General features: G+C 56.3%; 18 protein-coding genes. 16 read left to right on the forward strand and 2 right to left on the reverse strand.

Translation table 11 applies throughout. The features are described 5' to 3' along the window. The first annotated feature begins 55 nt into the window (after positions 1-55). The 8 genes from BQ5379_RS09770 to BQ5379_RS09805 all read left to right on the forward strand — a co-directional run bounded on the left by BQ5379_RS09770 (position 56) and on the right by BQ5379_RS09805 (position 10,050). The gene (locus tag BQ5379_RS09770) at positions 56-769 is read left to right on the forward strand and encodes a cupin domain-containing protein (protein ID WP_071135257.1); all 714 of its coding nucleotides are present in this window, start codon (positions 56-58) and stop codon (positions 767-769) included. Between the two features lie 107 nt (positions 770-876). Then, a complete protein-coding gene (locus BQ5379_RS09775) occupies positions 877-1,197 on the forward strand; it encodes a VOC family protein (protein ID WP_071135258.1) in 321 nt (106 codons plus the stop codon). Positions 1,198-1,222: 25 nt separating this feature from the next. Then, on the forward strand, positions 1,223-2,230 hold the full coding sequence (locus BQ5379_RS09780; RefSeq protein WP_071135259.1) for a dihydroxyacetone kinase subunit DhaK: 1,008 nt from the start codon (positions 1,223-1,225) through the stop codon (positions 2,228-2,230). A gap of 139 nt (positions 2,231-2,369) precedes the next feature. Then, the gene (locus BQ5379_RS09785) at positions 2,370-3,008 is read left to right on the forward strand and encodes a DAK2 domain-containing protein (RefSeq protein ID WP_071135260.1); all 639 of its coding nucleotides are present in this window, start codon (positions 2,370-2,372) and stop codon (positions 3,006-3,008) included. 107 nt (positions 3,009-3,115) lie between these two features. Beyond that, positions 3,116-3,994 (forward strand): 3-hydroxy-5-phosphonooxypentane-2,4-dione thiolase, encoded by an 879-nt coding sequence (gene lsrF / locus BQ5379_RS09790; protein ID WP_071135261.1) that lies wholly within the window; start codon positions 3,116-3,118, stop codon positions 3,992-3,994. A 13-nt stretch (positions 3,995-4,007) separates the two neighbouring features. After that, positions 4,008-4,946: a beta-propeller domain-containing protein gene (locus tag BQ5379_RS09795; RefSeq protein ID WP_071135262.1), complete on the forward strand. Its 939-nt coding sequence runs from the start codon at positions 4,008-4,010 to the stop codon at positions 4,944-4,946. Positions 4,947-5,014: 68 nt separating this feature from the next. Further along, positions 5,015-9,016, forward strand: a complete 4,002-nt coding sequence (locus tag BQ5379_RS09800) for an SUMF1/EgtB/PvdO family nonheme iron enzyme (RefSeq protein ID WP_071135623.1) — start codon at positions 5,015-5,017, stop codon at positions 9,014-9,016. 842 nt (positions 9,017-9,858) lie between these two features. Further along, the gene (locus tag BQ5379_RS09805; RefSeq protein ID WP_071135263.1) at positions 9,859-10,050 is read left to right on the forward strand and encodes a hypothetical protein; all 192 of its coding nucleotides are present in this window, start codon (positions 9,859-9,861) and stop codon (positions 10,048-10,050) included. Here BQ5379_RS09805 and ccsA read toward each other — a convergent pair. Further along, a complete protein-coding gene (gene ccsA, locus BQ5379_RS09810; RefSeq protein WP_071135264.1) occupies positions 10,047-12,689 on the reverse strand; it encodes a cytochrome c biogenesis protein CcsA in 2,643 nt (880 codons plus the stop codon). The genes BQ5379_RS09805 and ccsA overlap by 4 nt on opposite strands. A gap of 4 nt (positions 12,690-12,693) precedes the next feature. Next, complete coding sequence (locus BQ5379_RS09815; protein ID WP_071135265.1) at positions 12,694-13,446, reverse strand: DAHP synthetase I family protein; 753 nt, start codon at positions 13,444-13,446, stop codon at positions 12,694-12,696. Positions 13,447-13,865: 419 nt separating this feature from the next. On the opposite strand from BQ5379_RS09815, the gene BQ5379_RS09825 reads away from it, so the two are divergent. The 8 genes from BQ5379_RS09825 (at position 13,866) to BQ5379_RS09860 (ending at position 22,304) form a co-directional block, all read left to right on the forward strand. Beyond that, the gene (locus tag BQ5379_RS09825) at positions 13,866-14,522 is read left to right on the forward strand and encodes a hypothetical protein (protein ID WP_071135267.1); all 657 of its coding nucleotides are present in this window, start codon (positions 13,866-13,868) and stop codon (positions 14,520-14,522) included. Then, positions 14,506-15,057: an RNA polymerase sigma factor gene (locus tag BQ5379_RS09830; RefSeq protein ID WP_071135268.1), complete on the forward strand. Its 552-nt coding sequence runs from the start codon at positions 14,506-14,508 to the stop codon at positions 15,055-15,057. Before BQ5379_RS09825 ends, BQ5379_RS09830 begins: the two co-directional genes overlap by 17 nt. Next, positions 15,054-15,386, forward strand: a complete 333-nt coding sequence (locus BQ5379_RS09835) for a hypothetical protein (RefSeq protein WP_071135269.1) — start codon at positions 15,054-15,056, stop codon at positions 15,384-15,386. The genes BQ5379_RS09830 and BQ5379_RS09835 overlap by 4 nt, the downstream gene beginning before the upstream one ends. A gap of 403 nt (positions 15,387-15,789) precedes the next feature. Continuing rightward, the gene (locus BQ5379_RS09840; RefSeq protein WP_083377703.1) at positions 15,790-17,238 is read left to right on the forward strand and encodes a TlpA family protein disulfide reductase; all 1,449 of its coding nucleotides are present in this window, start codon (positions 15,790-15,792) and stop codon (positions 17,236-17,238) included. A 178-nt stretch (positions 17,239-17,416) separates the two neighbouring features. After that, positions 17,417-18,547 carry a glycosyltransferase gene (locus BQ5379_RS09845; protein WP_071135271.1) on the forward strand — a complete coding sequence of 377 codons (1,131 nt, stop codon included), beginning with the start codon at positions 17,417-17,419 and terminating at the stop codon, positions 18,545-18,547. A gap of 47 nt (positions 18,548-18,594) precedes the next feature. Next, on the forward strand, positions 18,595-19,176 hold the full coding sequence (locus tag BQ5379_RS09850) for a nucleotide exchange factor GrpE (protein ID WP_071135272.1): 582 nt from the start codon (positions 18,595-18,597) through the stop codon (positions 19,174-19,176). Between the two features lie 209 nt (positions 19,177-19,385). Beyond that, positions 19,386-20,564 carry a molecular chaperone DnaJ gene (gene dnaJ / locus BQ5379_RS09855; protein WP_071135273.1) on the forward strand — a complete coding sequence of 393 codons (1,179 nt, stop codon included), beginning with the start codon at positions 19,386-19,388 and terminating at the stop codon, positions 20,562-20,564. A gap of 843 nt (positions 20,565-21,407) precedes the next feature. Then, positions 21,408-22,304 (forward strand): carbohydrate kinase family protein, encoded by an 897-nt coding sequence (locus BQ5379_RS09860; RefSeq protein ID WP_071135274.1) that lies wholly within the window; start codon positions 21,408-21,410, stop codon positions 22,302-22,304. The last annotated feature ends 47 nt before the right edge of the window (positions 22,305-22,351 follow it).

The raw sequence follows: 22,351 nt of genomic DNA on the forward strand, positions 1-22,351 counted from the left end.
AGAAGGCAAGGTAGAAACAGAGAAGAGAGACAAACAAAATAAAAATAACAACATCATGAAAAACCTAAACTTTCTGAAAGCTTCGATGATTGCGCTTTGCGGTGCCGCATTAACCTTGACCTCGTGTGGTGGCGGTCAGTCCGGCCAGGGCGCAGATTCGACAGCAGTAAAAACCACTGACATGAAAAAAGCACCGTATCAGAAAAAGTACACCAACGCCGATTTCTACGACGCTCAGGGTAATTTCAAACAGGATGTAGCAAAAAAAGCCTTCCTGGACATGTTCGCTTACTACGATGTACCGTTTACTCCGCTGATGGAAAAAGACATCTGGTTCACTGACTTCGGACTGGGTGACTTCGAAAACGTCGGTATGGGCGGTATCTTCTGGATCAACGACTCGACCTATGGCTACTTCTCGCACTCGATCTACCTGCTGCCGGGTCAGATGATTCCGGAACACAAACACGTGAAAACCGCATTCCCCGCTAAACAGGAATCCTGGATGGTCGATAAAGGCTGGGTTTACAACTTCTCGGAAGTCGGCGAGCCGACCGAAGGTGCTGAAGACCTGATCCCCGCATCGCAGAAAGAATCCACCGTTTCGAAAAACTACGTGAAACAAAACCTGGGCGAAGTGCTGACCCTCAAACAGCCCGAAACCTGGCACTTTATGATGGCCGGTCCGGAAGGTGCTATCGTTTGGGAATTCGCCAACTATCACGATAACGCAGGTCTGCGCTTCACGAAACCCGGCGCAGCACTGTAATCTCCTGACTCAGGGATTTACCACCAAAGCGGCGGAGGCGGGGAGTGTGTCCATTCCTACGTCCTCCGCTTTGTGACAAAAATTACTAACCCGACAACATACCCAACATGAGAACCTATGACCACGTCGGCATACCGACCACGACCCCCAAAGAAGGCGAAGTCTACAACGACGGAATGAAAGTGTGGCTGACCGACTTCTCGAAAAGCCCCAACCGCATCGAATGGCTCCGTTTCGAGCCCGGATCGTGGATGCCCGAACTGATCCAGACTACGACCCACCTGGCCTATCAGGTGACCGATCCCGAAGCCGAAATGCAAGGTAAAAAGGTGCTGCTGCCCCCCACCGACTGTGGCGGCGGAAATTGGATCGCCTTCGTCGAAGAAGAAGGAATCGCCATCGAACTGATGTGGCAGGAAAACAAATAATGCTCCCTAAAAACGTGATATTCCGATGAACAAGTTTATAAATTCCACCGATAACATTACTGCCGAACTGCTCGAAGGCTATACCATGGCTTTTTCCGAAACCGTTAAGCTCGGCGCTGAAAATATCGTAGTCCGCACCAATCCCAAATCTCAGGATAAAGTGGCCATCGTCGCTTTCGGCGGCTCGGGTCATGAACCCGCCGTCAGCGGTTTCGTGGGTGAAGGCATGCTCGACGCTTCGGTTGTTGGCGACATCTTCGCTGCTCCCGGTGCGCAACGCCTCTTCCAGGCACTCCAGATGTTCAAACGCGACGCCGGTATCCTGCTGCTCGTGCTGAACCACTCCGGTGACGTGATGAGCGGCAATATGGCCAAACAGCTCGCCGAACGGGCCGGAATCAAAGTGAAATCGATCATGACCCATGACGATATCTCGGCCGGTCTCGACGCTCCGGACGAAGACCGCCGCGGTCTGGCCGGTGCCATCCCGATGTACAAGATCCTCGGTGCCGCAGCCGAACAGGGCAAATCGCTCGACGAACTGATCGAAATCGGTGAACGTTTCAATAAACAAATCGCAACGCTGGCTGTGGCCATGCGCGCTTGCACCCACCCGCAGAACGGTGCCACCATCACCGAACTGCCCGAAGGCATGATGCAGATCGGTATGGGGCAGCATGGCGAAGCCGGTCAGGGCGGTAACGAACCGCTTGTTTCGGCCGATGCTACTGCCGAATTCATGGTCGGTCAGTTGATGAAAAAACTCGACCTCAAGAGCGGTGACAACGTACTGCTCTACATCAACGGTGTAGGTTCGACCACCCTGATGGAACAGTTCATCGTTTACCGTGCTGCCGCCAAGAAACTGCAGGCTGCCGGTGTCAACGTTGTCGACAGCTATGCCGGCGAACTGCTGACCGTTCAGGAACAGGCTGGTTTCCAGATGATCCTCGCAAAACTCGACGACGACCATATGGACCTGCTGAAAAACTACAAGGCCGACGCTCCTTACTGGAAACGTTTCGGCAAATAGGCCCCGAATCGTCCCGTTAGCGGGATCATTGCCCCTCTATTTTGGACCCTCTGTTCCCTGTCAAAAGGGGGCAGAGGGCATGGGGTAAATGGGGATAACCTAAAAACAGAGTATAACTAACACCAATTCAATACCTTCTATGACCGGAAAATTGACTATCCCGGATTTTCAGAAAATGATTCAGCAGGCGCTGAGCAACGTGACGGCCCGTGCCGGTGAGTTCAGCGAACTGGATGCCGTTATCGGTGACGGCGACCACGGCGAAGCCATTGTGACCGCTCTCAATGCCATCGCCAAAGTGTCGAACGCCGACGATGCCGCAGGCAAAGATTTCAAAACCCTGCTCGGCGATATGGGCTTCGGCGTGATGATGGAGACCAGTGGCTCGACCTCGACCCTGCTCGGCGGTCTGCTGCTCGGCATGAGCGACGCCGTACCCGCTGCAGCCAAAGAACTTGATGCCGCACAGGTCAAAGCCATGTTCAAAGGCGGACTCGAAGGCGTGCAGAAGAATACCAAAGCCATGCCCGGCGACAAGACCATGATGGACGCCCTCTATCCGGCCGTGACCGCCATGCAGGAGTGTGCGTCGGACGACGTCGAAGAGGTGCTCAAAGCCGGAGCCGAAGCTGCCCAGAAAGGCGCTGAAGCCACCGTGCAGATGAAAGCCAACTTCGGTCGTGCCCGCAACTATGGCGAAAAATCCGTCGGACATGCCGACAGCGGCGCCTCGTCATGGGCCTGCATGTTCGGTGCCTTTGCCCAGGCGCTTGCATAACCCGGTCCCGCGGACCGCGGTTCAGGGAGGAGGAAGACTATTTCCCGAATCCCGCATGAAAACAGAAATACAACAGATTAAATAAACAAGAAAAACAGAAGACAGACATGGCAGACATGGATGGGATCCTTGAAAACAAGGACAAAGATTACGGCATCGGAATTCCGGTAGCCAACCAAAGCTATTTCGTAAAAGGCGCTGACAACCTCGGCTGGGGCATGAAAGACCGCCTCTCGCGCATCTTCCGCCCGAGCACCGGTCGTACCGTTATGCTCGCCTTCGACCACGGTTACATCATGGGCCCGACCTCTGGTCTGGAACGCCTCGACCTGAACATCGTACCGCTGGTCAAATATGCCGACTCGCTGATGTGTACCCGCGGCTCGCTCCGTTCGGTCGTGCCCCCCACCTTCAACAAAGGTATCTGCCTCCGCTACTCGGCCGGTTCGTCGATCCTTACCGATCTGAACAACGAGTGCGTGCTCGATCCCGTTGACGCTGTCCGCGTGAACGCTTCGGCTATGGCCGTTATGGTGGCCATGGGTAACGACAAATTCGAAGCCCGTACCATCGAAAACCTCGTCCGCACTGCCGACGCAGGCTATACGTACGGCATCCCCACCATGGGTGTGACCGCCGTAGGTAAAGACATGGCCCGCGACTCGAAATACTTCGGTCTGGCCGCCCGTGTATGTGCCGAAAACGGTGCCAACATCGTTAAAACCTACTACTGCGACGGTTTCGCCAAAGTAGTTAACGCCTGCCCGGTGCCGATCGTGATCGCCGGCGGTAAGAAACTGGAAGAAAAAGCAGCCCTCGAACTCTGCTACAAAGCCATCAACGATGGTGCCATGGGTGTCGACATGGGTCGCAACGTGTTCCAGTCGGAAAACCCCGCAGCTATGATCCAGGCCGTTAGCGCCGTCGTTCACGAAGGTCTGACCCCCGAACAGGGCTTCGAAATGTACAAGGATCTGTCGAAATAACAGCCCCAGCGCAATGAAACACATCCTTCATAAACTGGCAGCAGCCGCAGCAACGGGTACCCTGGCAATCGCCATGGTATCCTGCGGCTCCAAAGCAACCGCCCCCCAGGACAAAATGCTGATCGCAGGCTCGTTCTGGGATACCATCGCCGTGGTGAACCGCTCGGCAGGCGACCAAATCGAATGGAAATACGGTCTTCCGGCCGGTTCCGAGTGCAACAGCGCCGAGATCATCCCCGGCGGTGATGTACTGATCTCCTACAAAAAAGGCGCCCGCGTCATCAAACGCGACGCCGCTGCGACCATTGTCTGGGACTTCACCGACGTGGCCGATACCGCTGAACTCCAAACCGCTACCCGGCTGCCCGATGGCGGATACCTGCTCGCAATCTGCGATACTCCGGCTCGCTTTGTCGAACTCGACTCGACCGGCACCCAGGTACGGAAAGAGGTCCGTTACGACCTCGGCATCCGTCCTGCTCATGCCCAGTTCCGCCGCGTCAGCAAAGCCGCTAACGGAAACTACCTGATCCCGGTTATGTCGACCGGCAAAGTGCTGGAAATTAAGGATTCGACCCTCGTGAAAGAGTACAACGTCGGAGGTACCCCCTTCGCTGTACAGGAACTCGCCGACGGTAATCTGTTCGTGGCCTTGGGCGACGGTCACTGCGCCGTTGAAGTCAGCCGCGCCGACGGCAACGTCGTTAACCGTATCGACAGCATCCCCGGAGTGCCCCTGCACTTTGTTGCTCAATCACTGCGACTCGAAAACGGCAACACCCTGATCTCGAACTGGCAAGGCCACCTGCCCGCCGAACAGCAGACCGCAGCTCAACTGGTCGAAATCGATCCGACCGGTGCAGTTGTCTGGAGCTACGACGGTCGTGGCGGCAAGCCGGTCAAAGGCGGCGGTGTCGATTTCGTATCGGCTTTTTATCCCTTCGCGGAATAATAGCATACTAACACCAAACCAAACAGATGATTAAGAAAACCATTTTCACAGCAAGCCTGGCCCTGGCCATGGCCGCTGCAGTTCCCGTGACGGCATCTGCAGTCGTGGTAGCTCCGGTTGCTGCTGCGCCCGTCAGCAAGGCTCAGCAGACCTGGCTCCAACAGGCGCTGGCAGCCAAGGAGAAACTGGCTGCCGACTCTCCCAACGGACTGCCTTACGTATCGACCGAATATCGGCGCGGTACGGCTCCCGGTAAAGTATCCGTCGATCTGACCGGGCTGAAAGAGATCTCGCTTGTAACCTGGGGTACCCCCGACGGTAACGACTACGACCACGCCGTGTGGGCCGATGCCAAGTTTACCAAGAAAGACGGTACCGTGGTGCGTATCGGCGAGATGAAGCCCAAGGTGAAACGTATCGAAGGCAACTGGACCAGCACCGACAAAAACCTGGCCGGCAACACCCTTCAGATCCGTGACACCAAGTATAAATACGGTCTGGTGGCTCACGCCAACAGTCTGCTCACCTATGAGCTCAATGGCGAGTATACCCGTTTCGATTCGGAAATCGGTATCGACGAAGGATCGAGCGGCGGTAGCGCCATCTTCAAGATCATGGTGACCAACGGACGTAAAGAGGCCGAAGAACTGATTGCCGCTTGTCCCGAAGTTCAGGACAAACTGGGCACCTTCATCGGCGCTCCCATCTCCGACTGGCTGACCTCGCCCGGTACGGCTCTCGAAGAGGCTGCCGTAACCAAAGTCATCAGCCAACTCGACAAACAGGACTACTTCAACGCCAAACTCAAAGAGCTTGGCAGCGTAGCCAACATGGAGCAACGTATCCTCGGTTACATGGATCTGGCCAAACAGGCCGAAACTGTGCTGAACCTGCAGGGACAGCTCGAGTGGCTCAATATTCCGGCTATCGGCAAGGCGCTGGCTGACATGAAGACCATGGATGGTTTCGACGGTGCCAAGTACGATGCCAAATACGCCGAATTGAAAGAGTTGTCGACCAAAGGATTCGATAACATCTACAAAGGCGATCAGGCCACCATCGATGCCGCAACCAAAGCGCTCGCCCTCAAACGCGAAATTCTGATGGCCAACCCGTTGCTTGATATCGACAAGATCGTCGTGACCAAATACGATATCGGCAAGAGTGCCCGTTACGTGATGGCTCCTGCCCTCGGTACTCAGCCCAATAACTGGTCCAACCAGTACTCGGCTTCCCGCGGCGGTTTCCATGCAGCCATCGTCGAACTCTCGAACCTGCGCGGCGACAAAATCAAGGAACGCGTCATCTACCGACCGCAAGGCGACGAACCCGTGACCGACGTGCACATGCACTGGGATGCGGACCGTATGCTCTTCACCTCGGTTGACTCGGCCCGTCGCTGGCATGTCTTCGAAGTGAAAACCGATGGTACTGGTTTCAAAAACATCACCGCAGCCATTCCCGAACCCGACGTTGAATTCGCTGACGGTGCCTATCTGCCCGACGGACGTCTGATTATCAACACGACGCTCGGTTATCACGGGGTACCCTGTGTGGACGGTGCCGACGCTGTGGGTAACTTCGCACTCTACGATCCGAAGACCGGTTACCTGCGTCGTCTGACCTTCGACCAGGATAACAACTGGAACCCCACCGTGATGAACAACGGTCGTGTGATGTACACCCGCTGGGAGTACACCGACCTGATCCACTACTTCTCGCGTTTCGTGATGCACATGAACCCCGACGGAACCGAGAACAAAAACCTCTACGGTAGCGGTTCGTACTTCCCGAACTCCACCTTCGACATGCAGCCCCTTCCCGGCGGTTCGAGCGCATTCGTCGGCATCATCTCCGGTCACCACGGTATCGCCCGTTCCGGCCGTCTGATGATCTTCGACCCCGCCAAATCGCGTAAGGAAGAAAAAGGTATGGTACAGGAAATCCCGTTCAGCACCCGTCCGATCGAACCGATCATCAAGGACGAACTCGTGAACGGCGTTTGGCCGCAGTTCATCAAACCGCAGCCCCTCAGCGACAAATACTTCCTGGTAACCGCCAAACCGACTCCCAACTCGTTGTGGGGTATCTATCTGGTCGACATCTATGACAACATGACCCTTGTCATGGAAGCCGAAGGCGAAGGTTACATCAACCCGATTCCGCTGGTGAAGAAGGTAACTCCGCCGATCATCCCCGACAAGATCAACAACGACAGCAAGGAAGCTACCGTATTTATTCAGGATATCTATGAAGGCGAAGGTCTGCCGAACGTACCGCGCGGTACCGTCAAAAAACTGCGTATCCTGGCTTACGAATACGCTTACCGTCAGTCGCCGTCGAACCACTCGGCTCAAGGTATCCAGGCCGGTTGGGACATCAAACGTCTGCTCGGCGAAGTGCCCGTGGAAGAAGACGGTTCGGCCATCTTCACCATCCCGGCCAACACTCCGATCTCGCTCCAGCCGCTCGACTCGCTGGGTCGTGCCATTCAGTGGATGCGTAGCTGGTTTGTCGGTATGCCCGGTGAAACCGTTTCCTGCGTCGGCTGCCACGAAGACCAGAACCTGATGCCGATCCCGAAACGTACGATCGCTTCGACCAAGAAACCCTCGAAGATCGAAGTTCCCGAAGGCGGCGTACGTCCCTTCACCTTCGAGCTCGAGATCCAACCGATTCTCGATCGTGCCTGCGTGGCCTGTCACAACAACGAAAACGCTGCAGGTGGCAAAAACTTCACCGGCGGTCGCTTCGACAACCTCTACAAGTTCAGTGACAGCTACCTCGATTTCCACCCCTACTTCTATCGTCAGGGTCCGGAAGCCGATATGTATGTACTCGTACCTTATGAGTTCAACGCTTCGAACAGCGAAATGATTCAGATGCTGCAGAACGGTCACCACGGTGTCAAACTGACTGACAAAGAGTGGAAGACCCTCTACAACTGGATCGACTTCAACACTCCCTATCACAGCGGCTTCTTCAATGTAAGCGAACTGAAGGTCGGACAACACGGTTATAACCAGGTTCAGCGTCGTAAAGAACTGGCCGACAAGTACGCTAACGGTATGGCAGTTGACTGGGAAAAAGAGATTCGCGACTATGCCGCTTACCTCGAAAAACAACCCAAGCCGGAACCCGTCATGCCGGAAGAAGAGCCCCAGCCCGAAGTGAAGAAAATCAAAGTCAAAGGCTGGCCCTTCACCGCTGATGAAGCGAAAACTATGGTCGGTGACGACAACAAGAAGAGCATCGAAATCGCTCCGGGCATCAAGATGAACTTTGTCCGTATCCCCGCCGGTACCTTCGTGATGGGTGCAGACAAAGGCATCTCGGCTCCGAAAGCCAAAGTCAAGATCGACAAGGCCTTCTGGATGGGCGAAATCGAAGTCAGCAACGAACAGTTCCGTGCCATCTTCCCGCAGCACGACAACCGTCTGATCGGCCAGCACTGGAAAGACCACACCGGTCCGAACTACCTGGTGAACGAAGACTGGCGTCCGGCTATCCGCGTAAGCTGGGAACAGGCAATGGAATACTGCCGTCAGCTGAGCGAAAAGACCGGCTTGAAGATCACTCTTCCGACCGAAGCTCAGTGGGAATGGGCCGCACGTGCCGGTGTCGATGGCGACAACTGGTGGGGTGTTTCGACCGACTTCTCGGCTTACGAGAACCTGGCCGACGTACAACTCCAGAAGATGGCCGTGAGCGGTGTTGACCCGCAGCCGATGAATCCGAAGAGCGAAATTTTCAAATATTGGGACTTCCTGCCCAAAGACGCTTCGGTGGATGACGGCAACATGCTGCTCGGCAAGAGCGGTACCTACAAGGCCAACCCGTGGGGTCTGTACGACATGCAGGGTAATGTTGCTGAGTGGACCCGTTCGGACTATCGTCCCTATCCTTACAACGTCAAAGCGGATACTGAAAACGTATCCAACGCTGAGAAGGTGGTACGCGGTGGTTCGTGGATCGATCGCACGAAGAACGCAAGTCTCTCGACTCGTCGTCACTTCCTGCCGTGGCAACCTGTCCGCAACGTTGGTTTCCGTGTGATTATCGAAGAATAATTGTTCGGATTACCGATTGAATACCGGTCCGGTCTGTCGAAAGACAGACCGGACTTTTTTGTTTGGTGCGTAATGGAGGCCGGAAGGGGGTGGAATAACGGTATGGAGGAGGGCGTGTAAAAGGCGGTGTGGGAATGGCGGAGTGGGAGGGTAGCGTGGAAGAGATGAAGGGGGGGGATGTCGAGTGGAGGGGACGGAGTGGCGTGAATGATGAGGTGTGAGGAGAGCGTGAAAATGACGGAGTGGAAGGCTAGCGTGGACGAGATGAAAGGGGGGGATGTCGAGTGGAAGGGCAGGTGAATGATGAGGTGTGAGGAGAGCGTGAAAAAGGCGGAGTGGAAGGGTAGCGTGGAAGAGATGAAAGGGAGGGATGTCGAGTGGAGGGGCAGGTGAATGATGAGGTGTGAGGAGGGAGTGAAAGTGGCGGTGTGGGGATGGCGGAGTGGAAGGCTAGCGTGAAAGAGATGTGAGGAAATGATGTGGGGTGGAGAAGGACGGCCAGTAGTGTGAGACGGTCAGCTTGTATGTTGGTGAAAAGAGCATGATATGTAGCTTCGGTTTCGCGAGTGGTGCGGCTACACCGGTTCTTCATTTTTCGTTCAGTCTCTTCGCAATCCGTTACGTTGTAAACTTCTCCATTTTGCCAGCTGCTGCACTCGTATTGAGGCTGTTCTCCTGTTGTTTTGAGGCTCTCCTTATTGAGGTGAATACTTTGAACCCGGTGATAAAGCCATTCTGTTCAACTCAATTTGGTCCAGTGTATCCTGCTGGCTTGTTCTGTCCCAAGCAGATTGTTAGATCCATCTCTAAATATACAGGGCCAAGCAAACAGCGTGTGGGTAATGATCCCGCTAAGACAGTTTGTGACTGTTTCTATTGATCAAATCAGTGAATATGAACCAGTGTTTATTGCTGGAGTGGCTGTGCCGCCCCTGAAACGGCAGATCGGTATAGGGCTAAAAGCAGAGCGCCCCGGCAACACCATAGATGGTGTGCCGGGGCGCTCGTTTCAAGCGAAATCTTGTGATTATTAGCAGGACTTTCTTTTTCTCCAGGCCAGCAGGGCAATGATGGCCGCTATCAGGTAGACGACCCAGATGGCGTAGAGTGCGGGCGGTGCGGAGTCGGCGCCGTAGGAGTGCATCCCGCTGAGGTAGTAGTTGACCCCGAAGAAGGTCATCAGTACGGCCCCCAGTCCGATGATGGTCATCAGGTTGAAAAGGTAGTCGCCGCCGCGTCGGATGGCCGGAACGAAGCGGGCGTGGAGGATGAACGTGTAGACGATCATCGTAATCAGGGCCCAGGTCTCCTTCGGGTCCCATCCCCAATAGCGTCCCCACGATTCGTTGGCCCAGACGGCTCCGAGGAAGGTGCCGGCCGTGAGGAGCACCAGGCCGACCGTCAGCGCCATTTCGTTGATGATGGTCAGTTCGCGGATTTGGGAGTCGAGCCGCTCGGCATTACGTGCCGTTTTGCAGGCCATGATGAGCAACGAGATGAGGCCCAGCAGGAACCCGATTCCGAAGAACCCGTAGCTGCCGGTAATGGCGGCCACGTGGACCAGAAGCCAGGGCGATTTGAGCACCGGTACGAGCGGGGTGATTTCTGGGTCCATCCAGTTGAGCGTCGAGACGAACATCAGCACTCCCGAGAGGAAGGCGGCCAGCGCCATGGTCATCCGTGACCGCCAGCCGAAGGCCAGTCCGGCGATGGCCGTGGCCCAGGCCACGAAGATCATCGATTCGTAGGCGTTCGAGACGGGCGGTCGTCCGGCGATGTACCACCGCAGACCGACGCCAAAAGTTTGTCCGAGGAAGATTACCACGATGATGCTGGTCAGTATGCCGACCGCCACGCGCCACCCTTTCGAAGGGGTGACGAGGCGGAAGATCAGTGCCAGTATCAGCAGCAGCCCGAAGCCCATGTAGAAGAACCCGGCCCATTTGAAGAGATTCAGCCGGTTGTAGAGCATCTCTGCTTCGATCCGGTCCTGGTCGATGTGGTAGGCCTTGGCTTTGGCGTTCTGGTAGGTGGCGATCATGCCGGCGATCTCCTGCGGAACGCTCCAGTCGCCGCTCTCGAGTGACTCCATGGTTTCGGTGGCGAACCACGGGAAGATCTTGCTCACGAACATCGAATCCTGACCCTGGAAGACGCTCAGATCGTCGCCTGGTGAGTACCACGCGTCGTTGTTGTCCAGCGTACCGTCGTGCGGGAAGATGGCCAGCATTTGGCCTGCGAACAGGGCGTTGATGATGTTTACCTTTTCGTCGAGTTTGAGCAGCTCCTTGTCGTATTTGTTGCGTTCGCGCACGGGCTTGGCGTAGACGGCCTCCACTTCGTCGGCAAAGCGGTAGTTTCCTTCGTCGTCCAGCACGTCGATAAAGGCCAGGTAGCCGCTCTCGACCTGCTCTTCGTCAATTCCGGTTTTGCGCAGCAGCGCTTCGCTGCCGACGTCGATCATCGGAATACGGCTCCAGATCTGGGGCTGGGTGATGATACCGAGCAGTACCTGATCGGGATTCAGTCCGCGGTACTTGTCGCCGCGGTAGATCTTGCGCAACAGTTTGGCGGCATAGGTGTCGACCGGTTCGATGCGTCCCTGCGAACTTTGCACCATGAGCCGTCCGAAGGCCTGTGCCGTGGCGGGGTCGATGGCGGTCTCTTCGGCGTAGAGGATGGCCATTTTCTTCTCCCGACGGCGGTCGACAGGACGACGCTGTTCGGGTTCAGGAGCAACAGACTCGGGCATCTCGACCGTCTGGCCGGCGGCTTCCTGTTCGGCGATGGCTTCGCGCATGGCCTCTTCGGCGTGCTCACGTTCGATCTGCTCCATCTGTCGCCGGCTGTTTGCTTCGATCTGCGAGATGGTCAGCGTATCGACTTTCGGCTGTGCCGAAGCTGAGCCCAGCGATCCGATGAACAGGGCTGTGGCCACGGCAGCGGTGACGGATTTGCGCCCGAGCATGCGGCCGAGGGTCCGGAAGCGGGAGTTTTTGTGGAAAAGGGCCACCAGCATGCCGCCCATCAGCAGGATGTAGCCCAGATAGGTGATGAGGGTCCCCATGCGGTCGCGGTTGACGGAGAGCACGGTGCCGAGTTCATCGGGGTCGTAGCTCGACTGGTAGAGCCGGTATGCGCCCACGTGGAGGACGTTGTTCATGTAGATGTTTTCGTGTTTGTCGGGGTGTCCGGCGCGTCGCACCACCACGTCGCTCTCGAACGACGAGGGGCTGTGCGATCCGGGGTAGCGGACCAGCCGGAAGTCGGTCAGTTCGACCGAGAAGGGGAGCGTTTCGAGCACCTGCGTGGGATCGGTGGGGTCGAGCAGCTCGGCTGAGCTTTCACCTTCGCGGATGTGCATGATGCCTTCGCGTCCGGTCAGGTGGGTGACCATGGCGCCGAGCAGGATCAGGGCAAAGGCGTAGTGGAAGATCAGCGTGGCCCATTTTCGCTGGCGGACGAGGTGCTGGCGGGCGGCGATGCCGACGAAGTTCACGACCAGCAGCAGTTGCAGCAGGAAGAAGAGCCAGTTGTTGTAGACCCAGTGTCGGGCCACGGGCGTACCGTATTTGCTTTCGATGAAGGTGGCGGCGGCCAGCACTGCGGCGTAGATCACGAGCAGGGTGGCCATGGCGGGGTAGGAGATGAGTATCCGGATCAGTTTTTTCATGGGGTTATTCGGTCAGTTTCAGGGTCTGGAACAGGTGGCCGATCTCTTCGGGGGTGAGTTGTTGGGCGGCGTCGCTCAGGGCTGCCGACGGGTTGCAGTGCGATTCGATGAAAAGGCCGTCGAGCCCGAGCGAAAGGGCCATGCCGGCGACCATCGGGACGAGGTGTGCCTTGCCGGCGATGTGGCTGGGGTCGCACACCACGGGCAGGTCGGGGCGTTGCTCCTTGAGCCACAGCGGGACGCTCCAGATGGGGCTGTTGCGGAAGACGTCTTTCTCCCAGGAGCAGAAACCGCGGTGGATGGCCACGATGCGTCCTTTGATACCGGCCCGTTCGATGCGTTCGATGGCGCCGAGCCACAGGGCCGAGTCGGGGGCGATCGGGTTTTTGATGTAGACGTCGATCTGGCAGCCGCGCAGGGCGTTGGCGATGTCCTGTACGTCGAAGGGGTTGGTCGAGGTGCGGGCGCCGATCCAGGCGACATCCATGCCGGCCTTGAGCAGCAGCTCGGCATTGCGGGCGGTGTTGAGTTCGGTGGCGATGCGCATGCCGTAGGTGCGGCGCACTTCGGTCATCCACTCCAGCCCTTCGGCACCGATGCCCTCAAAGCAGCCGGGACGGGTGCGCGGTTTCCACAGACCGGCCCGGAAGCAACCGACACCTGCGGCGGCCAGTCCTTCGGCCGTTCGGAGCACTTGTTCGCGAGTTTCGGCGCTGCAGGGGCCGCAAACAATGATTTTATCGGATGTGAGCTTCATGTTTGGTGTTAGTTTTTAACGATAAAGGTACGGTTTTGTTCCCGGAATCACCAAAGATCGGGACAAAAAGGTCGAACATTTCTTGCCGGGGTGGCTTGTTGCGGGCGGGGGAGGTACTGTGGGGGCCGGTGGAGGGCGATGACCCTGTTGCAGAATCTGTTGCAGAACAGGAAGGGTGGTGCAGACTCGCGATCGAGGATAGGTCGTGAGACCGGTTGCCGGCGTATGAATCGCGGATCGTTTTATTTTTGCAGACGACCCACGCGGGGCAGGGTGTCGAGGGGAAAAAAGAAACAGGTGGAATGGGGCTGATAATCAGTTGAATCGTAAAAATTTTCGAAAAAACGATCTGGTGCGACATCCAAAACGAACTCTCGGTGCGTCTTAAGAACAGAAACAACAATTAAAATCTCGATACTATGAAAACGATATGGATGAGCGCCCTGTTGGGTTTGGGGCTGATTTTCGGAAACGTGGCCGCACAGGCGGCCGGCCAGTCGGCAGACGCAGCGGCTTCCGTGGCACAGCAGCAGCCTGCGGTTGCCGTAACCCCGATCGACACGCTGACGGTACCTGTCGAGACGGCGGAGGCGGCAGCCCGGTTGCGAACCGACAGCCTGTTGCAGGTGCTGACCGACCGCGTGGGCGGTGTGGAACAGTCGGTCGGGCAGTTGCGTGGCAGCGTGATGACGCACCGCGGTTCGGGCCTGGACGACGAGTACATTATGGCACTGTTGATTGTCGCGATGGTTGCCATAACGCTGATTGTCATTGTCTATATCACCCAGAAATTCTATTTCCGTAAGTGTGAAAAACGCTACGAGATGGAACGCTACCGCCTCGAACACGGGTACCCCGTGCCCGAAAAAGAGGGACTCGGTGCAACGGCCCTGACGCGACGGCTATTGATTACGGCCATTATCGGCTTTGCACTCCTGGCATGGGTCGGGGTCATCAATATGAGTTATATGGGGCTGTTTGCCGGTCTGCTGCTGTGGGTGCTGCTGGCAGGCGTGGGGTATGCCATTGTCTATCTGTTCCGGGTGTACGTGAGCCGTCGTGACGAAAACCGCTAAATACAACCCTGTCGAGGAGCTGTGGCTGGTCCAGCGGGTCAAACGTCTGGGCGACCGCGACGCTTTCGGGAGACTGGTCGAGCAGTACCAGTCTCCCCTGCGGCGCTACCTGACCCACCTGACCGCCGGCGACCGTTTCCGGGCCGACGACCTGGCGCAGGAGACCTTTCTCAAGGCCTTCGTGTCGATTCGCCAGTTTTCCGCACTGGGGTCGTTCCGCGCCTGGCTGTTCCGCATCGCCTACCGCACGTTCCTCGACGGATGTCGAAACACCCATCCGTATCAGGAGTTGGGACACGTGGCGCCCGGCGAGGCCCAGTCCACTTGCGAAATGTCGGCCGAAAACGGTATCTTGCAGAGCGCGCTGGCCTGTCTGGACGACACCGAGCGGAACGTGATTCTGCTGTCGGCCGTCGAAGGGTTGTCGCATGGACAGATCGCGCAGGTGACGGACCTTCCCCTCGGCACGGTCAAAAGTACCGTGGCGCGCGCCAAATCAAAACTGAGGGAGTTCCTCAAAAACGAAGAGTTATGAAACGAAACCAGATACAGAATGATCCGCTGGAACGAATGCTCGATGCGGCCCGTCGTGTCGAGGTGCCTGACGCGGGATTTACGCAGCGGGTGATGGAGCGTATTGAGCCGCTCTCCCCGTCGCGCAACCTCTACCGGGTCCCCACGTTGGCCACGGCGCTCGTTTCGGTGGGGCTGATCGTGTGGGTGGCTCTGGCCGACCCTCTCCCCGCGCGGTGGGAGGAGCGGTGGACGGAACGGTGGCGGCAGACCGAAACGCCACGAAACGAGATCCGCTGGCTGCCCGAGCAGTGGCGCATCCACCCGACGGAGGATGCAGAGACGTTATAGGGATGACGACGAAATTGTTATGACGTGCTCGGTTTTCGCCAGCGTCGGTCCGGCAGGGCGAGTGTTGCCTGTGGTGGAAAAAATCGCTGAAAAGTGCAAATGAGCGAACAATATATATATAACTATCTTTGGAATCAAAACGGATTTTGCCGCGAACTGAAAATTGTAAGATGTGGCATGGGGGCGTGAGCGGACGGACGGTAATCCCGAAACGAATTCGGGGCGAGGAGGCTGCTGGCGATGCGTAGCGGGTGCGGTGTGTGGTGGGGTGATTTGAACCGGCGCGGTCTGTGAGCCGGGGTGCGAAACAACGTGGCCCGATCGTTGATGGAAGGGAGGGCCTTTTACCGGCGGAGGATTATGCAGGTGTGTGTTGCGGATATTCACCAAAAATCGTTAATATATGACATTAACTCGACTTCTGATGACACTGGGCGCGGCAGGGCTGCTCGTCGCCTGCGGCGGAAACGACGCGCCGAAACGACAGACGACCGTTGTGACGGGGCAAGTGATCAATCGCGCGGCGGATGGTTCGGGGGTGATTCTGTGGAACCTGTGCGATCCCATCTCTGACAATCGGTTGGCGCGGCGGTTGGCCGACGATGGATCGTTCCGTTTCGAAACAGACGGAATTACGGACTATCACAATGCGACGCTCGTGTATGGCGACCGCTTTGTCAATTTCTTCGTCTCGCCGGGCGATTCGGTCCATCTGACGATCGATGCCTCCAAATTGCAGTCCGATGGGACCGCTGCGATTCAATTCTCAGGGGCGAATGCGGCGGAGAACAGAGAGTTGAATCGTATTCGGGACAAGGAGGCGCAGATGCTGTATGACGTTCATTTCGATCTGAATGTCGAGCCGGACAGCCTGTTGTCTCAGGTGCGGCAGCAGGCGGCAAGGCTTCAGGATTCGATGACCCAGTTCAATCTGAGCCCGGCCATGCAGGATTTTGCCCGCCGGGATATCCTGTTCTCTTTGGCCAATTACCTGATAGGTTATCGTGTGCAGGAGGACGATTTCGCTGCGCAACAAAAGGTGTTCGGCGACTCGCTGTTTGGCATCCACGATACGACCAATTTCAAAACGATGATGTTCCCGTATCATCTTTTGGCCTATATGCAGGCCAAACTTTTTGCCGACAGTGTGCTCGCACAGGCTTTTGGGCAGGGCCAGCATGCTGTGATGGTGCGCCGGGGTATCGAGTTGCTCGAACAGGAGCCCGCCTCGAAAAGCCGTGATGTGATGCGGTGGAAGTTCCTGTCGGGTGCCTTGGAGCAGAACGCGGCCCTGTACGATTCGGTTCCGGAGATGCGGAGTGCCTTCGACGACCCGTCGTTGAACGAACGTCTCGCGGAACTGGCCGCGCGGTTGCAAGGGGCGCCGACTTTCCCCGATACGCCCATGGAGGGGATCACCTACATGGAGGCGGACAGTACGCTGACGGAAGTTCCAGAGGGCGACTTTTTTGCTTATCTGGCTGCCCGCTATCCCGGTAAGGTGCTTTATATCGATGTTTACTCCGTGTGGTGCGGCCCTTGTCGCATGGAGATGAAGTTTGCTCCGGAACTGCACGAAGCGATGCACGGGAAAGATGTCGTATTTGTGAATCTCTGTCTGTCGTCGGATCGGGAGACGTGGCAGCAGATGGTGGCCCAGCAGCCTGTCGTGGGGGAAAACTACTGGTTCGATCAGCATGCCACGCATCTCTTCATGGGAACTTACGATGTGTCGGGATTTCCCACCTATATCCTCGTCGGACGCGACGGCAAGATTGTAACCATGGAGGCCGAACGGCCCTCGTCGAAGGATAAACTGGTGAAACAGATAGACGAATGTCTCGCCCGATAGCTGCTGTGGGGATATTGTGAGGCGGGCGGTGTGTGATACTTGATGAACTGGGTCGGCGCGTGTTCTTTCGGTCGGAAGAACACGCGCCGACTCTTTTTCGCCCCCGCGGGCGGAAATTTCGTCGGGGAGCGGCGGGAAGTGGGCGAGAGTGCGAAAAGTGCCGTATCTTTGCCTGCTGATGACGAAAATCTGTTGCATATTCAATATCGCGCCGCTCTACCGCGCCGGCATCTATCGGAAGATGGACGAAGACCCCGATCTGGAGTTCGACTTTCTGGCCGGTGAAGAGTCGGTCGGCGGCATCGCCCTGATGGATATCCGGCCGCTCGGCGGCTTTCGGGGCTACTTGCACAACATCTATCGCAAGGGCGGCAAACTCGTCTGGCAGAAAGGGGCCATCCGCCGCGCCTTCTCCAAACGTTACGACGCCTATATCCTGACCGGTAATCCCGGCATCCGTTCCAACTGGATCATCGCGCTGGTGGCCCGGCTGCTCGGTCGCCCCGTATATCTTTGGTCCCACGGGCTGCACGGCGACGAACGGGGGCTGAAACTGTGGAAAAACATGGCCTGGTTCCGCCTGGCCGGCCACCTGTTGCTGTATGGCGAACGTCCGCGCCGTCTGCTGCTCCAGCAGGGCTATCCCGACCGCCGGATGGCTGTGATCTACAATTCGCTGGACTACGACAAGCAGGCCGCCATCCGGGAGCGGATCGGCGACCGCGGCTTCATCCGCAACTACTTCGGCGACGATCTGCCGCTGTTGGTTTTCGTCGGTCGGCTCACGCGTTCCAAAAAACTCGACATGTTGCTGACGGCCATGGCACAACTCGACCGCGAAGGGTGTGCCTGCAACCTGGTGCTGATCGGCGACGGTCCTGCCCGTGAGCAGCTCGAGGCGGAGGCCGAACGGCTGGGGTTGATCGACCGGGTCTGGTTCTACGGCGAGACCTACGACGACCACATTATCGGAACATTCCTGTACCATAGCGCCGTGTGCGTCAGTCCCGGCAACGTGGGGCTCACCGCCATCCACTCGCTGATGTTCGGGACGCCCGTCGTGACACACGACAACGGAAACAAACAGGGGCCCGAGTACGAGGCCATCGAGCCCGGTGTGAGTGGTACCCTTTTCGCCGAAGGTGATACCGGAGCGTTGGCCGACGCGATTCGACCCTGGCTTGCCCTCACCCCCGAGCAGCGGGATGCGGTTCGCCGGGCGTGCCACGGTGTGATCGACCGCGACTTTAACCCCGATCGGCAGATGCAGGTTCTGCGTTCGGTTTTCCTCTCCGGGACGAAACATTGATTGGTACGCTATTTGACAATCTTAATTCGGAATAATCGGAAAACGATATGGCAAAACAAGAGAATAATATTGAGAATCAAGAGATTGAAAATAAGGCTTCGGAAGAAGTGATCGACGAAGGCGCTGCCGGGGCTGACACGATGGCACCCGAAGCGGAGGCTCAGACGGCCGCCGCTGCCGATTCTTCTGACAAACTGGCAGAAGAGTGCAAAGCCTGGCAGGATAAATATGTACGTTTGTCGGCCGAGTTTGACAACTTCCGCAAGCGTACTCTCAAAGAGAAGATGGACCTGATCGCCAGCGGCGGTGAGGACGTCATCAAGGCGATCATCCCCGTGGTGGACGACTTCGAACGGGCCATCGCCGCCATGGCCGGCAAGGAAGAAGTGGCTGCCGAGTGCGAAGGCGTCCGGCTGATCTATCAGAAATTCATGGATATCCTCAAAAGCAAGGGTGTCACCCCGATCGAAGCGATCGGCAAATCGATGGATGTCGATTTCCACGATGCCGTGGCCAAAATCCCGGTCAGTGACCCCGAGAAAAAGGGTACCGTGATCGATGTGGTGCAAACCGGCTACATGCTCAAAGACAAAGTGCTGCGGTTTGCGAAAGTCGTTGTGGGCGAGTAGTTTGCCTCGTTTCGTGCGGGGGGCGAGATGTTGAGTGAGAAGGAGGTGGGGAAGGAGTTGAGGGGCGGTCTCCTTTGGAGGCCGAAACCGCATGCACTGCAGAGAATCGGCCGTTTGACAGGGAACGGTGGAACGCTTCGTGTGACACTGCCTGCCCGCGGCGGCAACGACACAAATAACATTCGGATAAAAAGGACTTAGACGATATAATGGCTGAAAAAAGAGATTATTACGAGGTGCTGGGCGTGAGTCGCGACGCATCGCCGGAAGAGATCAAGAAGGCGTACCGTAAGGCGGCAATCCAGTACCACCCGGATAAAAACCCGGGCGATAAGAATGCCGAAGAGAAATTCAAAGAGGCTGCCGAAGCCTACGACGTGCTGAGCAACCCCGACAAAAAGGCCCGTTACGATCAGTTCGGTCATGCGGGTATGGGCGGTGCGGCCGGCGGTGCCGGTGGATTCGGCGGATTCGGCGGCGAGTACGGCGGCTTCTCGATGGAGGACATCTTCTCGCGTTTCGGCGACATCTTCGGAGGCGGCCGTTTCGGCGGGTTCGGTTCCGGCGCATCGGGCTACGGCGGACAGCGTGTCAACCGCGGCAGCGACTTGCGCGTCAAGGTGAAACTGAATCTCTCCGAGATTGTCAAAGGAACCACCAAAAAACTCAAAATCAAGAAAGACGTCACCTGTGATCAGTGCGGCGGATCGGGTGCCAAGGACAGCAACTCCTACTCGACCTGTTCGACCTGTGGTGGCTCGGGTCACGTAACGCAGGTGGTCAATACCTTCTTTGGTCGGACGCAGACCACTACGACCTGTCCGACCTGCGGCGGCAGTGGAAAAATCATCACCAGCCCGTGTCAGAAATGCCACGGTAACGGAACCGTCAAAGGCGAAGAGGTGGTCGAAATCAACATCCCGGCCGGGGTGGGCGAGGGCATGCAGCTCTCCGTCTCGGGCAAAGGGAACGCGGCCAAACATGGCGGCATCAACGGCGACCTGTTGGTGGTGATCGAAGAGGAGCCGCATCCCGAACTCAAGCGTGAAGGGAACGACCTGATCTATAACCTCCAGCTGAACGTGGCCGATGCCATTTTGGGTGCTTCGGTCGAAGTTCCCACGGTTGACGGCAAGGCGCGTATCAAGATCGAACCGGGCACGGTAGCCGGACGCGTGTTGCGTCTGCGGGGCAAAGGGATCCCCGATGTGAACGGTTACAGCACCGGCGACCTGCTGGTCGTAGCCGACATCTATGTGCCGGCTCACGTTTCGCCTGCTGAGAAAGAGGCACTCGAAAAGCTGCGCACGTCGGATAACTTCAAACCGAAGGCTTCCGACAAGGTGCGCAACCTCTTCGAACGGATGCGAAACTACTTCATGTCCTAAAGGGTAGATTCTTGCGGGCGTGCAGGCGAAGATGCCCGGTCGTGAACGACTGACTACTCCACAAAGAACCGTCGTGAGAAGCGTGGGGCGACTACTGAGACCGCGTGGAACGATGGAGAGGGGGAGGGTGAGTCAGGGGGGAGGTGTGAAGGTGAAAGGCGAAACTGGGTGCACTTTCCGAAAGGCGTTTTGAATCGAATACTTGTATGGACGCGCCGTAAGATGCTCAACGATGATTGTTAGGTACGAGTAAGTTCACCCTTGAATCTGTAAAAAGATAGCCACCGGGCAAAAGAACCCGGTGGCTGCTTTTTTATGTGTATGACTGAACGCGTTTTCGTTGCTCCTCGGGGGCGATAGGTGGGTGGTTGTTTATTCCTTGGCCCGCTCCTGAATAGGTGTCAGCTTCTGAATAGGCATGCCTATACCTCCGGCCTCTGCATTTCTCTCCCGTGCTTCGTGTGTGCGTATCTTAGTTACAAAGCCCTCCCCGCGGTGCATAACAAAAAAGAGAGTCACCTTTTGGGTAACTCTCTTTTTGCATGGTGTCACCGGGACCCGAACCAGGGATACAAGGGTTTTAGTGATTAATCAATAATATGCAGGATTGAAGTGTAAAATTGCTGTTTTGCCGTTTGTTGAGACGCGTGTAGTCGAAACATTGTGGAAAGCAGAATAACAGTTGTCCAGATTAGTAATTTGTTGATTGGTAGCGGCCAATTTCGAAGAAGGCAAAAATGGCGGGTAAAAATATTTCAGTTGCACTCGATGTATGGATATCTCGAATGATCATATCTTTGTGAAAAGAAACGTAATGGAGTAATCAGTTTTATATTTCTTGCCATGGAAGCTAAAAGGAATTTAGTCGTAGGTATTGGAGAAGCATTGTGGGACATCCTTCCGGAAGGAAAGAAGTTGGGAGGTGCACCTGCGAACTTTGCCTATCATGTATCCCAGTTCGGGTTGAAAAGTGTCGTTGTCAGTGCGGTGGGTGAGGATACCTTAGGAAAGGAAATTCTGTCCAGTTTAGCTGATAAGAAACTCAATATGCTGATCGAAAGGGTGCAGTATCCGACGGGGACCGTGCAGGTGGAACTCGACAATAACGGAGTACCCTGCTATGATATAAAGGAAAATGTGGCGTGGGATAATATTCCCTTTACTGACAAGTTGAAATTAATTGGCGAGCAGACGATGGCTGTCTGTTATGGTTCGCTGGCACAAAGAAGTGAAGTCTCCAGGGAAACCATCAATGCATTCCTCAGTATGATCCCAAATGAGAAAGGGATATACAAGGTTTTTGATATCAACCTGCGTCAGGGCTTCTATACCAAGGAAATATTGTGTCGTTCCATGGAGCAATGTAATGTTCTCAAGATCAATGATGAGGAACTGCTGACCGTAAGCCGCCTGTTTGGTTATCCCGACATAGATTTGCAGGACAAATGCTGGATTTTGCTTGGGAAATATAATCTGGAAATGCTCATACTGACGTGCGGAGCGAATGGCAGCTACGTATTTACACCTGGTAACATTTCTTTTGTCGAGACACCCAGGGTGGAAGTGGCAGATACGGTAGGAGCGGGAGATTCCTTTACGGCTGCATTCATTTCTGCTTTGCTGATGAAGAAATCCGTTCGTGAAGCACACCAGTTTGCCGTCAGTGTTTCAGCATACGTATGTACCCAAAATGGTGCAATGCCGAAGCTTCCGGCGGAGTATATATCCAGAATAGTCTGAGAGAGGCTCAGTTGGGAAAGATTTAAGTTGTCTGATAAATAAAAAAG

It is taken from the genome of Millionella massiliensis, from assembly GCF_900104655.1.
Taxonomy (GTDB): domain Bacteria; phylum Bacteroidota; class Bacteroidia; order Bacteroidales; family Rikenellaceae; genus Rikenella; species Rikenella massiliensis.